This window comes from Propionicicella superfundia DSM 22317, from assembly GCF_000423465.1.
GTDB classification, from domain to species: domain Bacteria; phylum Actinomycetota; class Actinomycetes; order Propionibacteriales; family Propionibacteriaceae; genus Propionicicella; species Propionicicella superfundia.
Genome location: NZ_KE384021.1, coordinates 18356 through 39474, shown reverse-complemented (window position 1 = coordinate 39474; position 21119 = coordinate 18356). Strand labels below are relative to the sequence as shown.

Below are 21119 nucleotides of genomic sequence, written 5' to 3'. Positions count from 1 at the left end.
TCCGGCGGCAACCGGATGCCCTTCCTCGGCACAGAGCCACCGGGCGGAGAGGGCGTCGGCATTACTGAATGAACGTTCATTACCAGGATGCTGCGCCGGCCGCACGTTGTCAAGTGAACGTTCACTCCATAGATTCGGCACATGAGAACCCGCGATCCGGAGGCCAAGCGCCGGCTCCTGCTGGACGGCGCCCTCGCCGAGTTCGCGGAGTTCGGGCTCGCGGGGGCCAGGGTGGACCGGATCGCCCGCCGGGCCGGGATCAGTCCCGGCCTGGTCTACTCATTCCATGGCGGCAAGGCCGAGTTGTTCGATGCCGTCTTCGACGCGGTGGTGGAGGCCGTCATGACGGCCGCACCGTTCGACCCCGACGACCTGCCGGCGTACGCGGGCGCACTCTACGACAGCGGCGTCGCGCATCCCGAGGTGACCCGCTTCCTGCGGTGGTACGAACTCGAGCGCGGAGACACCGCCACCCGCACATCGGCCGGCACGTCCATGGCGTCCAAGGTGGCCGCGCTCGCCGATGCCCAGAGTCGCGGCGTCGTCTCCTCGGCAATGCCCGCGCCCCACCTGCTCGCCCTCGTCCTGACCATCGCGAACATGTGGGCCCAGAACGGCGAGGACGTGCGCACGCTGGCCCCGCCCGAGGATCGTCGGCAGATCGTCACCGACGCCGTCCGGCAGCTCGTCGCCCGACCTCCCGTGTGAGACCGCCCGGCCGACCCTGCCCGAGGGGCGACGCGCCGACCTCGTCCGGTCCCGGTCACCCTCCGGTGATGCCGCCAGGTTGCGAGGCATACCGGCCGGGTCACCCCGCCTGCCGCGGGGTGACCGCCAGGTTGTGCGTGTTATCGGCCACGCGCCCGGTGCCGTATGCCTCGCAACCTGGCGGTCACCATTCACAGACCGCGCCTACGGGACCCGAATGCCGCACAACCTGGCAGTCGGCCTGGCTGCCGGCGAGTCCGGTCCGGCCCGTGGGTCAGTACGACAGGCCGTCACCGAAGCGGTAGACGGGATCGGCCGTGTCGAAGGGCACGTCCTCCCGGGAGGCGACCACGGCCGCCATCGAGCGAGGCAGGTCGAACGGGAGCCGCCCCTCCGGCCTCGCGACCCCGAACAGGACGTCGACCAGGGCCGCGTCGCTCGTGCCGTGCGTGACGGTCAGGGCACCGGCCCACTCGGGCAGCGGCCCGAGCACCGCGGGGCGGTCCAGGTAGACGTCGAGGACGGTCGGCACGGCCTCGCAGACCTCTCGCAGATGCTCCACCTGCTCGGCGGGGAACTCCAGCGATCCGGCGTGGAAGAAGGACTCGAAGCCCTCGCTGCGAGGCTCGAACGGTGCCTTGACCCGGATGATCGCGACATCTGCCTGTGCCGGGTCGGAGACGGGGCGGGCGTGCCCGGCGACGGCGGCGGGATCGATCCCCTCGCAGTAGACGGCGAGCCCAGCGGCCAGCGGCAGGCGCGCCGGCCCGTCGGAGTCGTTGGCGAGGAGCGTGACACTGGCACGCTGCGCCGCGAGGCCCGCCTCCCGGAACTCCGCGTTGCCCACGACGATCTCGGCACCGGCGACGTCCACCTGACGGGCGTCGAACAGGCCGAGGACGAACTTCTCCCGCAGGAGCCTGCGGACCGACACGTCGAGACGATCCTCGGACACCCTGCCGTCGCGGACGACCGCGACCACCACCTCGGGGCACAGTTCGCCGCCGAACTGGTCGACGCCCGCCTCCAGCGCCAGCACGACCCGCTCCTCGCGAGTGAGATGCTCGACGCCCCAGGCACGGGCGGGCATCTCCTGGCCCAGGATGACCGCGTCGGTGAGAAGCCCCCAGTCGGTGCAGATGATGCCCGTGAAACCGAGTCGGTCGCGCAGCAGGTCGGTCAGGACGCCCTTGTTGAAGCCGAAGGCGACCTCGTCGTACGGCGTGCCGACCGGGCGGCCGTAGTACGGCATCATCTGCGAGCTGCCCGCCTCGATCGCGGCGATGAACGGCCGCAGGTGGTACTCGAAGTTGTCGCCCGGGTAGACCTGGTCCTTGCCGTAGTCGAAGTGAGGATCCTCGCCGTCCTTCTGCGGTCCGCCGCCCGGGAAGTGCTTGGTCATGGCCGCCACGGACTCCGTCCCGAGGGCCACGCCCTGGAAGCCGCGGATATAGGCGGCCCCGAGGCGACCGGTCAGCTCGGCGTCCTCCCCGAAGGTGCCGCTGCAGCGGGCCCAGCGTGGCTCCGTCATCACGTCGATCTGCGGATGGAGGGCGACCCGGATCCCGACCGCGAGATACTCCTGCCGCGCGATGTCGGCGAACCGCCGGACGAGCGCCTCGTCGCGAAGGGCGGCCAGGCCGAGCGTCTCGGGCCACTGCGAGAACGGGCCGGCCAGCATCGCCGCACCCGGATTGTCGGTGAACCCGTGGCGGGGGTCGGTGGAGAAGGTGATGGGAATGCCGAAGCCGGTGCCGGCGGCGAGTTCCTGGGCGGCGTTGTGCCAGACCGCCATCTCCCGCGCGGAGGCGGACCCGATCACGTTGAAGTGGTTCATCCGCCGCTTGGTGACCATCGAGGTCAGGGACGGCAGCCCGAAGACCGGATCTCCCTGGGAGATGTCGCCGTATCCGGTCATGGTCTGGAACATCAGGCCGGCCTTGTCCTCCAGCGAGAGCCGGCTCAGCAGGTCGTCGACACGCTGCTCCACGGGCAGCGTCGGATCCTGGTAGGGCAGGCCGGCGGCGATGGTGTTCGTCATGTCACTTCACTCCCTTGATGCGGTAAACCAGAATGCCGCCTGCGACGGCGACGAGCGCGCCGATCCCGAACCACACGGTGTAGCCCGCGCCTCCTGCGGCGACGATGATCGGGCCGGCGAGCATCGGGGCCAGCGACTGCGGGAGGGCGTTGGCGATGTTCAGCACGCCCAGATCCTTGGCGGTGTCCTCGGGGTTGGGCAGGACCTCGGTGCACAGCGCCATGTCGACGGCCAGGAACAGGCCGACTCCGGCACCGATCACCACCTCGGCGAACAGGATGACGCCGAGCCCCGCGGAGCCGAAGAACGGCGAGATCGCCATCACCGCGATGCCGATCCCGGCGATGATCGCGCCGACGGTCACGAACACGCGGCGTTTGCCGACCCGGTCGGAGAGCCTGCCCCCGATCAGGGACATCGCGCTCATGGCGGCCACCATGGCGATGTTGGCGAACATGTTGAACTGCGCCTGCTCCGCGGTGGACATGCCGAACTTCGCGCCCAGGAAGAGCGTGAGATACGTGCCGATGGACGCGTAGCCGAACATGACCATGAACTTGGTCAGCCACGCCCAGCCCAGGTCGGGGAACGCGCGGGGGTTGAAGACGAAGGAGGTGAAGAACTCCTTCACGCTGAGGCGCTCGGCGGGCTTCTCGCGCAGCACCCGGTCGCGCAGCGTCAGCGCGAACCACAGTCCGAGGACCAGCCCGATGACCGCGGGCACGGTGAACCGCAGTGCGTCGCTGCCGAAGGCCGCGAGGCCGACCGCGCCGGTGAGGATCGCCAGCGGCGTGCAGGCGCCGACGATTCCCGAGACGATGCCGCGGCGCTGCGCCGGGACCTGATCGGGGATGGTGGCCGTCTCGGCCGCCTGGGCGAAGTTGGAGAAGACCTGGGCCAGGCACCACGCGACGAGGATCGTGGCGAGGTTCGTCGCGAAGCCGATCGTGATCAGGCACGCCGCCGAGCCGATCACGCCGGCCAGGATCCACGGCTTGCGCATCCCCATGGCGGCCGTCGTCCGGTCGGACAGGCGCCCGACCAGCGGCTGGGCCACGAGCGCGAAGAGGGCTCCGATGCCGGTGACGAGGGCCAACTGGCTCGCGGCGGCCTCCAGGTCGCCGTTGTTGAGGGTCTGGAGCTTGATGGACAGGCCGCCCAGCACGGGCGTGAGGATCGCCAGGAACAGGCCGTACGAGGCGAGGCCGTATTTGAGGATGTAGCCCTTCGGCTCCCTCTCTGCTTCCGCTGAGGGGATACCGGGGTGCACCGGTGTCGTCGTCATGTGCGCGGACTCCTTTGTCTGGCCGCTGTACAGCGGCGCGCTCACGCTAACACAAAAACCGACACATGTGCCGGTTTTTGTTCCGAGGCTTCCGGCTGCGAGAGAATGGACGACGGCGCCGCACCCCCCACGACGGGATCCGCGACGCCGCAGACCGACGACGGAGAGGCACCATGACTGCTGCGGCCGACGGCCGACGGGCCGGCTACGCCAAGGGGCGGGCCAAGCGGCAGGAGATCATCGAGACGGCGATGGTCGTCTTCGGCGAGTCCGGGTACAACAAGTCCTCCATGCTGGAGATCGCCGAGCGTTGCTCGCTGTCCCGCGCCGGGCTCGCCCACCACTTCCCCTCCAAGGAGTCGATCCTCGAAGCCGTCCTCGCCTGGCGCGACCAGGCCGACCGCGACCGGTTCCGCTCCAACGGGTCCGCCGACGGTTCCGGCCTCGGCATCCTCCGCGGCATGGTCGACCTCGCCCGCCACAACTCCACCGTTCCCGGTCTGATCGCGCTGTACTCCGTGCTCGCCGCCGAGGCGTCCACGCCGTCCCACCCGGCCCACGACTACTTCGTGAAGCGCTACGACCGGATCGTGCGCGGCACACAGCGGGCATTGGAGAGGGTCCAGGCCGCCGGATACCTCCGCGACGACGCCGACCCCGAGGCCCTCGGGATCGAGCTCACCGCGCTCATGGACGGCCTCCAGATCCAGTGGCTCCTCAACGCGGAGCGGATCGACATGGCCGCTCGTCTCCGGGCGGCGATCCAGCGGTTCCTCGTCGTGGACCTGTAAGTCCGGCGGCGATCCGCAGCACCTGCCACGGTGCACGCGCGACCCGGCGTGGCCGCTGGGCGCCGATCCGGGGATTCGGCGATGCCGCCGGCCGTCCGGGGCGGGCGGACCGGCGAATGCTGGAGACACCCGAAAACGCCCCGCGGCCGCCTCGACCCGCAGCAGTCGCCGTGATGGCGGCCCGGCGGATGCCGGAGAGCCCCCCGTGCGACGGCCCGAGCCTCGACACCGAGCACCGCCTCGCTACCGCCGGAGAGGCTCCCCGTGCGCACGGCCCGAGCCCGGCGTCCCACCTGCGCCCGACGGCGTCCGGGCCGCCCCGACGCGAAAAGGCCCGCCCCGGAACGACCCGGGACGGACCTTCGTCACTGTCGGCCCTCGATCTCGCGAGGGCCCCTGGCGGTGGCGGCGGGATTTGAACCCGCGGAGGGTTGCCCCTCACGCGCTTTCGAGGCGCGCTCTTTCGGCCGCTCAGACACGCCACCGCAGGCGAGTGTACCGACCGGCGCAGACCGTGGCCAATCGCTTCTCGCCGGAGCCGCCCCGGGGGGCGAGGTCCCGGGAAGTGCGCCCCGGCGCCGCCGGAATCCGTACTCTGTGAACCAAACGGAAGGACGCCGCATGAGCCTCGACAGCATCCTGCTCATCGGGGCCGTCGTGCTGCTGCTCGCCATCGGATCGTCGCGCATCGGGTCGCGGCTCGGCCTTCCCGCCCTGCTGCTGTTCCTCGGGATCGGCATGGCCTTCGCGCTGTTCGGCTTCGGCCTGCGCGATCCCGACCTCGCCCACGCCCTCGGGTTCGCGGCGCTGGTCATCATCCTCTACGAGGGCGGCATCACGACACGCTGGAAGGACATCCGCGGATCGCTCCTGCTGGCCGCACTGCTCGCGACGGTCGGAGTCCTCGTCAGCATCGCCCTCATCGGCGTCTTCGGTTACGTGGCCCTCGGCATGCCCCTCGCCCTGGCGCTGCTGTTCGGGGCGATCACCGCCCCGACAGACTCGGCAGCCGTCTTCTCCGTGTTGCGCAAGGTCCCGCTGCCGGCGCGCGTCCGGGCGACCCTCGAAGCGGAATCGGGCCTCAACGACGCACCCGTCGTGCTGCTGGTGTCCGCCGCGACATCCCTGGCCGCGGGGACGTCCCACGTCAGCGGGCTGCCGGTCACCCTGCTGCTGATCGCCGGCGAGTTCCTCGGCGGCATCCTGCTCGGCGTCGTCTTCGGCTGGGCCGGCGCCCGGGCGCTGCGCGGCGTCGCGCTGCCGTCGTCGGGCCTGTACCCGTTGGCGGCGCTGGGCTGGTCCGTCTTCGCCTACGGCATCGGGACGGCCATCCACCTGTCCGGGTTCGCCGCCGTGTACACCTGCGCGGTCGTCCTCGGGAACGCCAAGCTCCCCCACCGGATGGCCACCCGCTCGTTCGCCGAGGGGCTGGGGTGGGTCGCCCAGATCGGCCTGTTCGTCATGCTCGGTCTGCTCGCGAACCCCTTCGCCATCACCCTCGGCGAGATCGGGATCGGGCTCGCCGCCGGCCTGTTCCTCACCTTCGTCGCACGGCCGCTGTCGGTGATGGCCTGCGCGGTGTGGTTCAAGATCCCATGGCGGGAGCAGGTGTTCCTGTCCTGGGCCGGTCTGCGCGGAGCGGTGCCGATCATCCTCGCCACGGTGCCCATGGCCGCAGGCCTGGCCGGATCGCTCCATCTGTTCAACATCGTCATCGTGTTCGTCATCGCCTTCACACTGCTGCAGGCACCGACGCTGCCGTGGGCGGCCCGTGTCCTGGGGCTCGCCGACGCCGGGCCGACGGACGTCGAGGTCGAGGTCGCCCCGCTCGACCGCATCCAGGCGGACATGATGCAGGTCACCGTGCCGGTCGGGTCCCACCTCGTCGGCCTGGAGATCCTCGAACTGCGCCTGCCGCGCACCGCGGTCGTGTCCCTCATCATCCGCGACGACGAGTACATCGTCCCGTCGCCGTCCACGCGCATCATCGCCGGCGACGCGCTCCTCATCGTGACGTCCAAGCAGGTGCGGCCCGCGACCGAGGAGCGGCTGCGCGTCCTCGGCTACGGAGGACGTCTCGCGCGATGGAGTCAGAAGGTGGACATTCCCGAGGACCCGCCCCCGCGCCTGCCGAGGCTCATCCGGCGAGCCGACGCGTGACCAGCCCGCCCGCTACGCGGTGGCGCTGGCCGTCGCCGTCGGAGTGGCCGACGGAATGCAGGCGACGCCACTCGACACCTTGATCGAGGTCGCGCCCTTGTCGTTGAAACCACCGTAGGTGTCACCCACGACGACATCCACGGTGTTGTCGACACGGCCGTCGGCCGTGATCTGGGCGCCCTTGAACATGCCCGCGACCAGCTTCACCTCGGGGTTGTCGGCGCTCGAGCCGATGATCGTGGTCTTCTCGACCGGGTCGTCGCTGTTCGTGACGGTCGGGACCTTGAAGCCCTTGTTCTTCAGCTCGGTGGAGATCTTCGTGGCGCGCCCGGCGATGCTGCCGCTGTTGTACACGCGGACCGTCACCTGGTTGGCGTGCAGCGTGTTGTCCTTCAGCTTCGTCGTGACGCACGGGGCGGCCGGCGTCGTCGGGATCGGCGCACTGACCTGCTTCCAGCCCCACCAGAACCCGCCCACGAGGATCACCAGCAGGATGATGAGAGTGAGCGGCGTCTTGACGATGTCGAAGACCTTGCGCACGACTCACTCCTCCCCGGGGACCGCTGACTCACCGAAGACTACTGGAGGCGCAGAACCCGCGCGTGCACCGTCAGCCTTTGCTGCAAGGCTGCGCGCAGAGCGCGGTGAAGGCCGTCCTCCAGATACAGCTCGCCCTTCCACTCGATGACGTGGGCGAAGAGGTCGCCGTAGAAGGTCGAATCCTCCTCCAGGAGCGCCTCGAGGTCGAGGTTCCGCTTGGTGGTGACCAGATCGTCCAGACGCACCTGGGACGGGGCGATGAGCGCCCACTGCTTCTGGGTGTACTCATGCGGGGGGTAAGGGCGGGACTCGCCGACACGCTTGAAGATCACCGTGCCAGCTTAATTGAGGGAAGCCGCCTGCCGAAGTCGGCGTGCAGGGCGCCGGTTGTGCCACCCTGTAGCCCATGAGTGAAGACCAGGCCGCTCTCGATCAGATTCTGGCCGGCTACCGGACCGACGAAGCCGTCCTCGATCTCGGGGTGCTCATGGCCGACGGAGAGCCGATCCCCGGCGGACGGATCGCCCTCCCGCTGTCGATGATGAACCGGCACGGACTCGTCGCCGGCGCCACCGGCACGGGCAAGACGAAGACGCTCCAGCTCATGGCCGAGCAGTTGTCGGCCAACGGCGTGGCCGTCTTCGCCGCCGACATCAAGGGTGACCTGTCCGGCATCGCGCTGCCCGGCGAGGCGTCCGAGAAACTCCTCGCCCGGACGCAGAAGATCGGGCAGCAGTGGCAGGGACGCGGCTTCCCGACCGAGTTCTACGCGCTGGGCGGCGAGGGCACCGGCATCCCGCTGCGGGCCACCGTGAGCAGCTTCGGGCCCATCCTGCTGTCGAAGGTGCTGGACCTCAACGACGTCCAGGAGTCGTCCCTGGGGCTGGTCTTCCACTACGCCGACTCCGCCGGGCTCCCGCTCCTGGACCTGTCCGACCTGCAGACGCTGCTGACCTATCTGACGTCGGCCGACGGGAAGGCCGAGCTCGACGGGATCGGCGGCCTGTCCAAGGCGACGGTCGGCGTCATCCTGCGCAAGATCGTCACCCTGTCGGCGCAGGGTGCCGACGCGTTCTTCGGCGAGCCCGAGTTCGACACGCTCGATCTGCTGCGCGTCACACCCGACGGCCGGGGCGTCGTGTCGCTGCTGGAGCTGCCCGGCCTCATGGACCGGCCGGCGCTGTTCTCCACGTTCCTCATGTGGCTCCTGGCTGACCTGTACGCGGCCCTGCCCGAAGTGGGCGATGTCGACAAGCCGAAGCTCGTGTTCTTCTTCGACGAGGCGCACCTGCTGTTCGACGACGCGTCCAAGGCGTTCCTGGAGGCGATCACCCAGACCGTGCGTCTCATCCGGTCAAAGGGGATCGGCGTGTTCTTCGTCACGCAGACGCCCACCGACGTCCCCGAGGACGTCCTCGCCCAGCTCGGGTCGCGCGTGCAGCATCAGATCCGGGCGCACACGCCGAAGGACGCCAAGGCGCTGAAGGCGACGGTCGAGACGTTCCCGACGTCGGGCTACGATCTGGCCGAGACGCTGCAGTCGCTGGGGATCGGCGAGGCGGTCGTCACCGTCCTCAACCCCGATGGCGCGCCGACCCCGGTCGCCTGGACGCGGATGCGCGCGCCGGAGTCGCTGATGGCGGCGATGGATCCGCAGATGATGGCGACCGGCGTGTCCCGCTCGCAGCAGATGGCGACGTACGGCACGGCGATCGATCGCGAGTCGGCCCGCGAGATCCTCACCCGGAAGCTGGAGGCGGGAGCCCAGGCCGCCGCGCAGGAGCAGGAGGCGGCCGCCCAGGACGCGCAGCGCCAGAGGGAGGCGACCGCCACGGCGAAGCAGCGCGAGAAGGAGGAACTCGCGGCGCAGAAGGCCCGTGAGCGCGAGGAGGCGGCGGCCGCCAGGCAGCGGGAGAAGGACGACGCGGCCCGCGCGAAGCAGGCCGCGAAGGCGCGGGACGACGCCGGGAAGATGGTCGGCAGGGTCGCGGGCAATCTGTTCAGCTCGATGGCCCGGTCGGCCGGCAACGCGATCGTGCGCGACCTGTTCGGGACGGCCCGCAAGCGATAGGGATCGACGCCGCCGGTTTCGCGAGTACGACCGGCGTCGGGCGCTCAGGCGGTGGCGTGGCGCCCGAAGAACTCCTCCAGGAAGATCGCGGTGCCGTCCTCGTCGGCGGGGCCGATCTCGATGTCGGCGACGTCCTTGAGGCGCGGGTACGCGTTGGCAACCGCCACACCCAGGCCGACGCCCTCGATGAAGTCGAGGTCGTTCTCGCCGTCGGCGATGCCCACCGTCTGGGCGGAGTCGATGCCGAGGTGGGCCAGGCAGTGGAGCAGCCCCTCCCACTTCGTCGCGCCCGGGGTGGCCGTCTCGAAGAACACGACGGCCGAGCGGCGTACCGCGGGGTGGTGGGCCTCGATGTACGGCTGGACCTCGTCGAGGCGCTCCTTCGAGCCGTACAGATTGAGCTTGTAGATCCGGTCGGTCGGCAGAGAATGCAGATCCCCGACCTGCACGGACTCGCCGGCCATCTCGCCCAGAATCTCGGTGTAGTGGTCCAGGCGCTCGGAGTAGATGCCGTCGGGCGTCCAGACCGCGCGGCCCAGCCCGAACCTGTCGGCCAGCTCGAAGGCGGCGTCACGGAGTTCCGGCGGGGCGAACCGCTGCTCGATGATCTCGCCCGTGCCGGTGTCCAGGATGACCGACCCGTTGTCACTCACCATGGGCCGGGCGATCCCGCACTCGCGCGCGAGGTCGAGGACGAGGTTGGAGCGACGTCCGGTGAGGATGATGACGGGGATGCCGCGACTCTCCAGCCAACGGATCGCCCGGATCGCCCGCGGACGCACCTGATGGGTGTGGTCGGTGAGCGTGCCGTCCACGTCGAGCGCGACGGCACGGAAGTCGGAGGAGTCGAACACGGTCATGGCTCGAAACCTACCGAACGCCGGCCGGGACCCGTACGCCTGCCCGCCGATGGCTCTGCTGCGGGAATCCGCCCGCGGGCGCGGTATGGCCGGGCTCGAGGACCGCTCCGGCGACCGGCGTGACAATCCGTCCCGTCGCGGGGCCGGCGGACCGTCGCGAGCTGCCCGGTGGTCGGATCGCGCGCGAGATGTCACACCGTGTGCGTGGTGGGACGCCGGTCGCGGCTGCCCGCCGGGCGGGACCGTCCTGTCACACCGTGTGTGCGGGACGCGGCCCCGGAGCCCGTCACCGCTGTCAGGCGACGCCCCAGAGTTGGTGTTTGGCAAGGAAGGCCTCGAGGAGGACCCGGTTGACGGGCGTCTCGACGCCGTACCGGTCGCCGAGCGCGACGATCGTGCCGGCGAACTGGTCGACCTCGGTGCGGCGGTGCGCGAGGGCGTCCTGCGCCATGGACGTGTAGTTGCCGGGTCCCAGCTTCGCGAGGACGTCGAGGAACTCGTCGATGTCGGCGGCGGTGAGGTCCACGCCCGACGCCTGGGCGACGGCCACGACCTCCCGCTGGGCGGAGATCATGAGGTCGCGTGCCGGGCCCTCGGCCTGGAACACCCGGTACGGAGCCTCGAGCAGTGCCGACACCTGGTTCACGCCGGTGTTGATGAGGAACTTCCACCACAGTGTGTGGATCATGTCGGGCCGCACGATGTAGGGGATGGCGCACTCGGTGAGGAGCTCCTCCAGGCGACGGACGCCCGTGCTGGGCTCCCCCGCCACCGCGTCCCCGAACTCGACGCGACCGAGCGAGGTGAAGCGCACCCCGTCGGCGTCGCGGACCGCGTCGATGCCGACGCTCACGGCCAGCGGCACGGACGCTTGGGGGTACGCCGCCGCGAGTTCCTCCTCGCTGGTGATGCCGTTGAGGAGGCTGAGCAGGACCGTGCCGGGGCCGACGTGGCCGGCGAGCTGCCCGATCGCCTCGGCCAGGTGATGGTGCTTGACGGCGACGATCACCAGGTCGGCCGGATCCACCGGGTCGCCCGGTTCGACCACGGGGAACAGGTGGCGCGTGCCGTTGACGACGACTCCGTCGGTGCGGAGCCGTTCCGCGCGTGCTCCCGCGGCGACGACGCGCACCTGCGTGGCGGGCGACGAGTCGGCGATCCGGGCCGCGTGCGCCGCCCCGATCGCTCCGAGTCCGATGATGCTGACGACAGTCATGTGGATCCCTTCGGCCAACTCCTCACCGTAGCCCGCGCCGCCGCCGCATGTCTGCGGACCGCTCTCCCGCGTGGACGATGTGTGGATTCTGCCGCGGGGGCGCGTCCCCCGCGCGGGGCACTGAGCAGGGCCGGAGACTCTCGGGTATCCCTTGCATCGTTACGATCCGGGCGTGACCGCTCGCAGATTCACCGGCGCGTCCTTTCAGGGCGATGGGCGGCTCGGCCTTGCCCTCGCTCTCGCGCTCACCCCCACCGGCCGGGTCGTCTCCCCGCGCTTCTTCCGCGGATACACCGCGCACCCGCAGGCGCTCGCCCGGGCGCTCGCCGCGCTCGCCGACGTCAGCGCGACCTATTTCGTGTCGCACACGCGCGCCGGGTTCCGCGATCCGATCCTCACCGCGCACGGGGACCGGCTGCGGGCCGAGGTCTTCTCCGCCTGCGGTGGTGTGTACGCGCGGCTCGACCTGCTGGGCAGCGGCCTCGACGGCGAGTGGATCGACCGCGGCACGTCCAACGCCGACATGGGTCTGAGCATGCGCATGGCCCTCGCCCGTGTCGAAGGGAGCGAGTTCCTCCAGTTGGATGTCGGGTTCGACAGGCACGGCGTCGCGACCCTGACCGGAGCCGCACGGTCGCGTCCGGTCGACATGCCCCGTCGGTGGATCCGGGCACTGGGCACCGCGGCGGACATGCACCGTCACCTCGCTCTTGCGTTCACGGTCAACACCGCGCGCGCCCAGGAGTTCGTGGCGGGCCTGCCCGCTCCGGACGAACGGGGCCCGTCCGGCTGGCTCATGCCCTCGCAGTCCGGGGTCAGGGTGGCGAGCCGGCCGTCGCCCGACGCGGTGTACGTCAACGGGCTCCATCGGCTCGCGGCGCTCAGGCGGGTGCTGCCTCATGTGCACGGGATGACGGTGTACGGGGAGCGGGACGGGCTGCCCGGCCCGATGCTGATCGCGGTGGAGTTGCCTGCAGCGCGGTTCGTGCTGGGGCTGAGCGTCGAGTCCTGGCGTGGGCATTCCGGGGCGAGCCCGCTGCTGTCCGAGTCGGGCGCGCCGGTCGATTCGGACGACGCGGACCTGATCGGCGGGGAGCTGTCCTTCGAATCCGTCGTCGACGTGCAGCAGGTGCAGCAGAGGACCGGGCTCAGCGAAGACCGCGTGCATGCGGGTCTGAGCGTCCTCGCCTCGGCCGGACGCGTCGGGTGGGACGCGCACGACGGGGCGTACTTCCACCGTGAGGTGCCGCCCGACCCGGATCCCGAGGAAGCGGGTTGGCCATGACCACCGCGACCGCGCCTTGGCCACCGCCCGAACGGCCTCGTCGATCCTTGAGGCGGCAGGTTTGGAGGAGGTGGTCAGCGTGACCGCGCCCCGAGAGGAGTCGGCCCACGAGCCATCAGCTTCCCGCGATGACGATGAGGACGTCGCGGATGCGCTCGCGTTCGCCGCTGCGGCACTGGGTGCCGCCGGTCACGAGGTCACCGATCCGACTCTGCGCGGCATCCTCGAGCGCGCAGCCCGCAACGAGCTGACGGGGGATGAGGCGCGCGAGGCGATCCGGCGTCACGCGCAGGGGCTGATGCAGGGCGCGTTTCGTTCCTGGGATGACGACGTCACCCCAGGAGCGTCTGTGTTGAGGATCGACGCGGCATCGCGTCCTTGGAGGACCCCGCACACGGGGAGAGCACTACGTGCCGGGACAAGGACACCCCGATCCACGGGCTCATCCCCGCAGGGGCGGGGCCTGCGGCCATGTCGCGCACGATGGGGTGCTCGGCGTAAGCTCTCCGAACACACGGGCCTGCAGCAAGCGTGAGGGCCCGGGTGTTTCACACCCAGGCCCCGGCTTGGCGCGCTCGGAGGGATTCGAACCCCCAACCTTCTGATCCGTAGTCAGATGCTCTATCCGTTGAGCTACGAACGCAACAGATGGACAGTGTAGTCCTCCCCGTCGGGGCAGTCCAAACGAGTTGACGAAGAAGCGCCCGGAAACTGCGCTCAGGACACGCGACACGCCTGCACACAAGTGCGGCGACGCCCTGGGATCGCGCCCACGCGTGCAACGCGTCACAATGGTTACACGTCAATCAATGGAGACAGACATGACCTTGGACACCGCCACAGAGAGTTCAGCGATCCCGGAGGTACCGGAGCCAGACGTCCATCGTTGGGTGGACACGGTTGCGGCCCTCACCCGCCCCGACAAGATCCAGTGGATCACCGGTTCGGAGGAGGAGCGGAAGGAGATCCTGGCGATCGCGCTCGCCAACGGCTCCCTCATAGAACTCAACCAGGAACTCCGCCCTGGGTGCTATCTCGCCCGGTCGGCACCGTCCGACGTGGCGCGTGTGGAGGCCCGCACGTTCATTTGCTCCCGCGAGGAGTCCGACGCCGGCCCGACCAACAACTGGGTCGACCCGGCCGAGATGAAGGTGACGCTCGCCGCGCACTTCGACGGTTCCATGCGCGGGCGCACGATGTACGTCATCCCCTTCTCGATGGGTCCTGTCGGCGGCGACATCAGCAAGCTGGGGGTCGAGATCACCGACTCCCCCTACGTCGTGCTCAACATGCGCATCATGACCCGGGTCGGCGACGAGGTGCGTGAGCGCATCGAGGCCGGCGAGCAGTGGGTTCCCACGGTTCACACGGTCGGGTACCCGCTGGTCGACGCCGCGGGCAACACGCGCCCCGACATCGCCTGGCCCTGCAACGACGAGAAGTACATCACGCACTTCCCCGAGACCCGCGAGGTCTGGTCGTACGGCTCCGGCTACGGCGGCAACGCGCTGCTGGGCAAGAAGTGCTACGCGCTGCGCATCGCCTCGGTGCTGGCCCACGACGAGGGCTGGCTGGCCGAGCACATGCTGATCCTCAAGATCACCGGGCCCGACGGTCGTGAGTACCACCTGACGGCCGCGTTCCCGTCGGCCTGCGGCAAGACCAACCTGGCGATGCTGCGTCCCACGATTCCCGGCTGGAAGGTCGAGACGATCGGCGACGACATCGCCTGGATGCGCCCCGGCGCCGACGGACGCCTCTACGCGATCAACCCCGAAGCCGGCTTCTTCGGCGTCGCGCCGTTCACCAGCGAGCAGACCAACCCGACCGCGCTCCATGCGCTCAACCACGACACGATCTTCACGAACGTCGCGCTGACCGACGACGGCGACGTGTGGTGGGAGGGCATGACGCCCGAGACGCCCGCGCATCTCATCGACTGGCAGGGCAACGACTGGACGCCCGACTCCGGACGCCCTGCGGCCCACCCGAACAGCCGCTTCACGGTCCGTGCCGACCAGGCCGAATCGATCTCGTCGGACTGGGAGAACCCGAAGGGCGTGCCCATCGACGTCATCCTGTTCGGCGGCCGCCGCGCCACGAACGTCCCGCTCATCGCCGAGACGTATTCGTGGGAGCACGGCGTCTTCGTGGGCGCGACGGTGTCCTCCGAGCAGACCGCCGCGGCCGAAGGGACGGTCGGAGCGCTCCGCCGCGATCCGTTCGCCATGCTCCCGTTCTGCGGGTACAACATGGCCGACTACTGGGGGCACTGGCTGCAGATCGGCAAGACGCTCGGCGACAAGGCGCCGCGGATCTTCCAGGTGAACTGGTTCCGCAAGAGCGCCGACGGGGCGTACCTGTGGCCCGGCTTCGGCGAGAACTCCCGTGCGATCGAGTGGGCGCTGCGCCGTGTCAACGGCGAAGTGGACGCCGTCGACGGCATCTCCGGTCACCTGCCCAAGCTCGAGGATCTGAACGTGACGAACCTCGACATCTCCGACGACGAGCTGCAGCAGCTCTTCGCCTTGGACCCGGACGCGTGGTCGGTCGAGGCCGACCTGACCGAGGAGTACTTCGGCATGTTCGGCGACAAGGTGCCCGCGGACCTGCGCGACCAGTTGGCGCAGTTGCGCGCCCGCATCGCCGCCGCGCGGGGCTGAGGGACGACCCGCCCCCGTCAGCGGGTCGTCATGCGAGGGGCCGGCCGCCGGGCCGGCCCCTTCGTCGTCCGCGGGAGTCCCGGCGATCGCACAGGGGCCGTCCCCGCGGGCCCGCCGGCGGTGACGACCACCTCCCCCACCTGCCGACAGCGGCGCGCGTACGATGCGAATTGTGGCGATCACGCACGTCGGGGCACGGCGCTCCGTCCCGGAAGTGGCCGCCGACTTGGCCGATCGCGCCTATCACGAACCGGCCGGGGATCTGTGTGCCGCGCTCGGCACCGACCCGGTCACCGGCCTCGCCGACGACCGTCTCGAGGCGAGCCGAGAACGCTACGGCCCCAATACCATCGTTGAACTGCACCGCGAGTCGATGCTGGTCAAGTACCTCCGCCAGTACGCCGACGCGATGATCATCCTGCTGATCGGCTGCGCGCTCGTCACGGGCTACCTGGGCGACCTCACCACAGCCGTCGTGCTGGTGGTGCTCGTGCTCGTCAACACCGGCATCGGCTTCGTCCAGGAGTTCCACGCCGAGAAGACCATGGAGGCCCTCGACGAGCTGGTCGAACCCCTGACCCAGGCCTACCGGGACGGTCGGCTGACCGACCTGGACTCCCGCACGCTCGTGGTCGGGGATCTGGTCCGGCTGACCGAGGGCGCCTCGGTGCCGGCCGACGTGCGGCTCGTCCGGGTGCAGGGATTCGCCACCAACGACTTCGCCCTCACCGGCGAGAGCGAACCCACGCGCAAACAGGACGCCGCCATCGGGCACGACGTCCCGCTCGCCAACCGCTACAACATGGCCTACGCCGGCACGACGGTGGCGACCGGCGAGGCGCTCGGAGTCGTGGTGGCGGTGGGCGCGGCCACAGAGCTGGGCCGGATCGCCGCGCTGTCGCAGACCGCGCCGCCCACCCCCGGACCGCTGCAGCACGAGATGTCCACCCTGGCCCGCTACGTGACGATCGCGGTGATCGCCCTGAGCGCGATACTGCTCGTGGTCGCCGTCTCCGCGGACATGCCGCTGCGCCACGCCCTCCTGTTCGCGGTCGGGTTCGCCAGCGCCCTCGTCCCGCAGGGGCTCCCCGCCGAGGTCAACACCGCCCTGGCGTCGGCGGCCGCGGTGCTCGCGCGGCACAAGGCCCTGGTGAAGAAGCTCAGCGCCGTCGAGACGTTGGGCGCCACGCACGTGATCTGCACCGACAAGACCGGGACGCTGACCAAGAACGAGATGACCGTCACCGAGCTGGTGTGCCAGGGCCGCGCGTACGCGCTGACCGGCACGGGCTACCGGCCCGAGGGACGCCTCACCCGCGACGGCGCCGCCGTGCAGGACCCCGACGAGGCGGCCCGGGTCGGGCGAATGCTGACCACGGCGGCGCTGGCCAGCAACGCCCGGCTGCTGCCCGCCGACCATCAGCACCGGGACTGGCACGTGCTCGGCGATCCGACAGAGGGGTGCCTGCTCGCCGCGGCAGGCAAGGTCGGCATCGCGTGGGACACCCTCGACGACCGCGCGCCGGAGGTGACGGAGCTGCCGTTCGACTCGGTCCGCAAGCGGATGACCTCCGTCCGGCGCCGCAGCGACGGCACCCTCGTGGCGTGCGTCAAGGGCGCGCCGGAGAGCGTCCTGTCGCGGTGCACCCGGATCCGCGTCGACGACACCGACCGCGAGCTCACCGAGGACGATCGCAGGACATTCCTGGCCGGCCACACGGACGCCGCGCGCCGGGCCCTGCGCACCCTGGCCGTCGCCGAACGTCCCCTCGCCGCGGGGGAATCCGGCGGCGGCATCGAACGGATCGAGAACGACCTCACCCTGCTGGGCATGGTCGCGATGATGGACCCGTTGCGCGACGAGGTGCCGACGGCCGTCCGGGAGGCGGTCGGAGCCCAGCTCCGCCTCAACATCGTCACCGGGGACTCACCGATCACCGCCCGGGCAATCGCCGAGCAGGCGGGTCTTCCCGACCTCCGCGTGGTGCGCGGCGACGAACTGGCCGCCATGCCCGACGAGGAGGTGGCGCGCCGGGCCATCGCCGGCGGGACCGTCTTCGCCCGCGTGACCCCGGAGGACAAGATGCGCATCGTCGACCTCATCGAGCGGCGCGGCCTGGTGGTCGCGGTCACCGGGGACGGCATCAACGACGCGCCCGCCCTCAAGCACGCCAGCATCGGGGTGGCGATGGGCGTGACCGGCACGGACGTGGCCAAACAGGCATCGTCGGTGGTGTTGCTCGACGACAGCTTTGCGACCCTGATCGAGGCCGTCCGGCAGGGGCGGACCATCTTCGCCAACATCGGCAAGGGGGTGCTGAGCTGCCTCACCTCCAACCTCGCGGAGTTCTTCGTCAACACGGCCAGCCTGGTGCTCGCCCTCGTCGCGGGCGTGCCCCTGGCGCTGGGAGTGCTGCAGATCCTCGCCATCGACCTCCTCGGCGAGATCTTCCCGATCGCCGCGGTGGGCCGCGACCCGGAGGAGGGACGCACCATGCACCAGCCGCCCCGCAGCCCCCACGACCACATCGTCAACCCGCGGTCGATCCTCGACGTGGCATGGACGGGCCTCGTCATCGGCGCGCTGGCGATCGGCAACTACCTGGCCTTCTACCCGCGCCACGGCGTGAACCCCTTCACCGCCGACCTCACGGCGGCGGCCGTCGCCCCGCTGGTGCTCCAGGCCACCACGATGACCTACGCCACGGTGCTGCTGTGCCAGCTCGTCAACATCGTCCAGCGCCGCAGCGCCGCCGGACTGTGGAGCCGCTACCAACTGTCCAATCCGCTGTTCTGGGGGGCGGTCGGCCTCGCGCTGGCGATCCTCGGGGTCATCGTGTACGTGCCGTGGGTCGCCGGGGTGTTCGCCACCGGTCCGCTGGGACCGGCGGACTGGGCGTGGATCGGCGCGGCGGTCGTGTGCTTCGCGCTGATCCGGGAGTCCGCGCGTGTCGCGGGCAGCCGCCGCCGTCCCCGCGAACCCGTCGGGGCGCCGAACCCGGCAGCGTCGCAGTGACGCTCCCCGGCCGCCTCGTCCCCGCCGGGACGAGGCGGATATGCGGTGTTTCCACCGATCCCCTAGACTGGGGAGAGGTTCTCCGCGCGGCGTCACCTCGCCCAACTCCCCCAGGGCCGGAAGGCAGCAAGGGTAAGTGAGCTCTGGCGGGTGCGCGGAGAACCCCTTCTCTCCCCCGCATCCTGTCCGCGGCGACCTCTAGGCTGTGTGACGTGAACGAGAGTCCCGAAGACTTCTTCGCCGAGGAGCCCGACCCGTACGAGCAGGACGGGCCCGGGCTGTTCGACGACGGCGAGACCGCGCCCGGCAGCGACGCCGCGACCGACGTCCGCCCCGACACGTCCGCGGCAGTCGGGTCTCGCGGCAGTCGGAGCCCATCGGACGTTCCCCGGGCCGCGTCGCCTCACCCGGAACAGCCGGAGCCGAATCCGCCCGAGGCACCGCTGGCGCTCTACCGGCGGTACCGTCCCGAGACGTTCGCCGAGGTCATCGGCCAGGAGCACGTCACCGAGCCGCTGCAGCGGGCGCTGCTCAACAACAAGGTCACCCACGCCTACCTGTTCTCCGGCCCGCGGGGCTGCGGGAAGACGACATCGGCACGCATCCTCGCTCGTGCCCTCAACTGTGCCAAGGGCCCGGCGCCGGTTCCCTGCGGCGAATGCGAGTCCTGCATCGGTCTCGGCCGGGGTGGCGCGGGCACCGTCGACGTCATCGAGATCGACGCCGCCAGCCACGGCGGGGTCAACGAGGCACGCGACCTCCGGGAACGGGCGTTCTTCTCCCCCGTCGCCGCCCGCTACAAGATCTACATCATCGACGAGGCCCACATGGTCACCAAAGAGGGCTTCAACGCCCTCCTGAAGGTCGTCGAGGAGCCGCCGCCCCACGTCAAGTTCATCTTCGCCACCACCGAGCCCGACAAGGTGCTCGGCACGATCCGGTCGCGCACCCACCACTACCCGTTCCGGCTGGTCCCCCCGAAGGTGCTCGGCGCCTACCTGAACGACGTGTGCGAGGCCGAGGACGTCCCGATCGACCCGGCGGTGATCCCGCTGGTCGTCCGCGCCGGGGCCGGGTCCGTCCGCGATTCGCTGTCCGTGCTCGACCAGTTGCTGGGCGGCGCATCCGAGGACGGCGTCACGTACCACCAGGCCGTCGGCCTGCTCGGGTTCACCCCCGACAGCCTCCTCGACGAGACGGTCGATGCGGTCTCCGCGGGCGACGCGGCCGGGGTCTTCGCGGCCGTCGAGAAGGTGATGGACGTCGGCCAGGACCCGCGCCGCTTCGCCGAGGATCTGCTCCGGCGCCTCCGCGACCTGCTCATCGTGGCGGCGGTTCCCGAGGCGCTCACCAACGGCCTGATCGCGGTCTCCGCCGACCAGGCGGAGCGGCTGAGGACGCAGGCGGCCGGCCTCGGCGCCGGCGAGCTCACCCGCGCCGCCGAGGTCATCGCCACCGGGCTCACCGAGATGCGCGGCACCACCGCGCCGCGGCTCCATCTCGAGCTGATGCTGGCGCGCGTCCTGCTTCCCGGTGCAGACGTCGACGAGCGTGGCGTCCACGCTCGCCTCGACCGGCTGGAGCGCCGCCTCGCCATGTTCCCGTCCGGCGGCGTCACACCGGTCGAAGACGACGCGACGACCGACGCCGGCAGCGCCCCGCAGCCCGCCGCGCAACGGCCTCGGCCGCTGCGACCGGTTCCCGACGCCGATGCTCCCGCCGCGGAGGGAACGCCCGCGCCGTCGCCGAACCGCGAGCACGGACGTCCGGACGCCGCCCCGCCGGGGCCGTCGCGCCCGGCCGCCGCCGCGGATCCCGCGCCGCAACCCGAGGGCCGCGACGCGAACGTCGTCCCGTTCGAGGCGCGCAAGGAACAGCCGCGTGTCCAGCCCGCGGCACCGCCGCCCGAACCCGCCGCGTCCGCGGGTCCCGGCGACGTGTCGGCGGGCACGCTGCGCGCCCGCTGGCCCGAGGTCCTGGCCGAGGTGAAGAAGCGGCGCCGGTTCACGTGGATCCTGCTGTCGCAGAACGCGCAGGTCGCCGAGGTCCGCGACGGCGTCCTCACGCTCGACATCGCCAACGTCGGTGCACGGGAGTCGTTCGGGCGCGGCGGCAGCGACCAGGTGCTGCGGGACGCCCTCGTCGAGGTTCTCGGGATCGACCTGCGGATCGCGATCGACGGCCAGGGGGCCGCGCCGCCGCCCGCGGCGCCACCCCCACCGGCCGAGAAGGCGACCCCGCGCCGCTCCGAGGCGGCCGCCGCCGCCCGGGAGGCCGCCGCTCGCGCGCGACACACGCCCACCACACCCGAGACTCCGGCCGAGCCCGCCGACGAGGAGCTCGACCCGAACGACCTCGATCTGGACACCACGCTGTCCAGCGACGAACTGCTGGCCTCCCAACTGGGGGCTCAGCTCATCGGCGAGGAGGAGCCCGAGTAGGCCGGGCACCGGCGCGGCATGCCCGCCGGGTACGATCGAGGC

Annotated in this window: 15 protein-coding genes, 2 tRNA genes and 1 other RNA gene; 9 read left to right on the top strand and 9 right to left on the bottom strand. The window is 70.7% G+C overall.

What is annotated here, in order from left to right:
* Positions 1 to 141 precede the first annotated feature (141 nt).
* On the top strand, positions 142 to 708 hold the full coding sequence (locus G555_RS0110050) for a TetR/AcrR family transcriptional regulator (protein ID WP_028708784.1): 567 nt from the start codon (positions 142 to 144) through the stop codon (positions 706 to 708).
* Positions 709 to 982: 274 nt separating this feature from the next.
* Here G555_RS0110050 and G555_RS0110045 read toward each other — a convergent pair whose 3' ends face one another.
* Together G555_RS0110045 and G555_RS0110040 are read right to left on the bottom strand one after the other, a co-directional pair.
* A complete protein-coding gene (locus tag G555_RS0110045) occupies positions 983 to 2749 on the bottom strand; it encodes a glycoside hydrolase family 3 protein (protein WP_028708783.1) in 1767 nt (588 codons plus the stop codon).
* Position 2750: 1 nt separating this feature from the next.
* Complete coding sequence (locus G555_RS0110040; RefSeq protein WP_051208741.1) at positions 2751 to 4034, bottom strand: MFS transporter; 1284 nt, start codon at positions 4032 to 4034, stop codon at positions 2751 to 2753.
* A 173-nt stretch (positions 4035 to 4207) separates the two neighbouring features.
* Between G555_RS0110040 and G555_RS23215 the strand changes: the two genes are divergently transcribed.
* On the top strand, positions 4208 to 4825 hold the full coding sequence (locus G555_RS23215) for a TetR/AcrR family transcriptional regulator (RefSeq protein WP_028708781.1): 618 nt from the start codon (positions 4208 to 4210) through the stop codon (positions 4823 to 4825).
* 397 nt (positions 4826 to 5222) lie between these two features.
* On the opposite strand, the gene G555_RS0110030 is transcribed toward G555_RS23215, so the two are convergent.
* Positions 5223 to 5310: transfer RNA gene (locus tag G555_RS0110030), tRNA-Ser, on the bottom strand.
* Positions 5311 to 5446: 136 nt separating this feature from the next.
* Here G555_RS0110030 and G555_RS19135 point away from each other — a divergent pair.
* Positions 5447 to 6985 carry a potassium/proton antiporter gene (locus tag G555_RS19135; protein WP_051208739.1) on the top strand — a complete coding sequence of 513 codons (1539 nt, stop codon included), beginning with the start codon at positions 5447 to 5449 and terminating at the stop codon, positions 6983 to 6985.
* Positions 6986 to 6997: 12 nt separating this feature from the next.
* Here G555_RS19135 and G555_RS0110020 read toward each other — a convergent pair whose 3' ends face one another.
* Together G555_RS0110020 and G555_RS0110015 are read right to left on the bottom strand one after the other, a co-directional pair.
* Positions 6998 to 7525, bottom strand: a complete 528-nt coding sequence (locus G555_RS0110020; RefSeq protein ID WP_028708780.1) for a LytR C-terminal domain-containing protein — start codon at positions 7523 to 7525, stop codon at positions 6998 to 7000.
* Positions 7526 to 7563: 38 nt separating this feature from the next.
* Positions 7564 to 7857 carry a type II toxin-antitoxin system VapB family antitoxin gene (locus G555_RS0110015; protein WP_028708779.1) on the bottom strand — a complete coding sequence of 98 codons (294 nt, stop codon included), beginning with the start codon at positions 7855 to 7857 and terminating at the stop codon, positions 7564 to 7566.
* Between the two features lie 74 nt (positions 7858 to 7931).
* Here G555_RS0110015 and G555_RS0110010 point away from each other — a divergent pair, with 74 nt between their 5' ends.
* Positions 7932 to 9596 carry a helicase HerA-like domain-containing protein gene (locus G555_RS0110010; RefSeq protein ID WP_028708778.1) on the top strand — a complete coding sequence of 555 codons (1665 nt, stop codon included), beginning with the start codon at positions 7932 to 7934 and terminating at the stop codon, positions 9594 to 9596.
* Positions 9597 to 9640: 44 nt separating this feature from the next.
* Here the strand turns inward: G555_RS0110010 and G555_RS0110005 are convergent, their stop codons facing one another.
* Together G555_RS0110005 and G555_RS19130 are read right to left on the bottom strand one after the other, a co-directional pair.
* Entirely contained in the window at positions 9641 to 10456 is an 816-nt protein-coding gene (locus G555_RS0110005) for an HAD family hydrolase (protein WP_028708777.1), read from the bottom strand.
* A 295-nt stretch (positions 10457 to 10751) separates the two neighbouring features.
* Positions 10752 to 11672 (bottom strand): ketopantoate reductase family protein, encoded by a 921-nt coding sequence (locus G555_RS19130; RefSeq protein WP_036922386.1) that lies wholly within the window; start codon positions 11670 to 11672, stop codon positions 10752 to 10754.
* A gap of 172 nt (positions 11673 to 11844) precedes the next feature.
* Between G555_RS19130 and G555_RS19125 the strand changes: the two genes are divergently transcribed.
* Positions 11845 to 12957 (top strand): hypothetical protein, encoded by a 1113-nt coding sequence (locus tag G555_RS19125; protein ID WP_051208737.1) that lies wholly within the window; start codon positions 11845 to 11847, stop codon positions 12955 to 12957.
* A gap of 115 nt (positions 12958 to 13072) precedes the next feature.
* Here G555_RS19125 and G555_RS22835 read toward each other — a convergent pair whose 3' ends face one another.
* A complete protein-coding gene (locus G555_RS22835; RefSeq protein WP_156887508.1) occupies positions 13073 to 13243 on the bottom strand; it encodes a hypothetical protein in 171 nt (56 codons plus the stop codon).
* Between the two features lie 281 nt (positions 13244 to 13524).
* A tRNA-Arg gene (locus G555_RS0109985) sits at positions 13525 to 13600 on the bottom strand.
* Between the two features lie 148 nt (positions 13601 to 13748).
* On the opposite strand from G555_RS0109985, the gene G555_RS0109980 reads away from it, so the two are divergent.
* The 4 genes from G555_RS0109980 to G555_RS19115 all read left to right on the top strand — a co-directional run bounded on the left by G555_RS0109980 (position 13749) and on the right by G555_RS19115 (position 21077).
* Positions 13749 to 15620 carry a phosphoenolpyruvate carboxykinase (GTP) gene (locus tag G555_RS0109980; RefSeq protein WP_051208735.1) on the top strand — a complete coding sequence of 624 codons (1872 nt, stop codon included), beginning with the start codon at positions 13749 to 13751 and terminating at the stop codon, positions 15618 to 15620.
* 172 nt (positions 15621 to 15792) lie between these two features.
* A complete protein-coding gene (locus G555_RS19120) occupies positions 15793 to 18636 on the top strand; it encodes a cation-translocating P-type ATPase (protein WP_051208733.1) in 2844 nt (947 codons plus the stop codon).
* A 73-nt stretch (positions 18637 to 18709) separates the two neighbouring features.
* Positions 18710 to 18806: signal recognition particle sRNA small type (gene ffs / locus G555_RS21850), an RNA gene on the top strand.
* A 42-nt stretch (positions 18807 to 18848) separates the two neighbouring features.
* Positions 18849 to 21077, top strand: coding sequence for a DNA polymerase III subunit gamma and tau (locus G555_RS19115; protein WP_156887507.1), 2229 nt, complete (start codon positions 18849 to 18851; stop codon positions 21075 to 21077).
* Positions 21078 to 21119 lie beyond the last annotated feature (42 nt).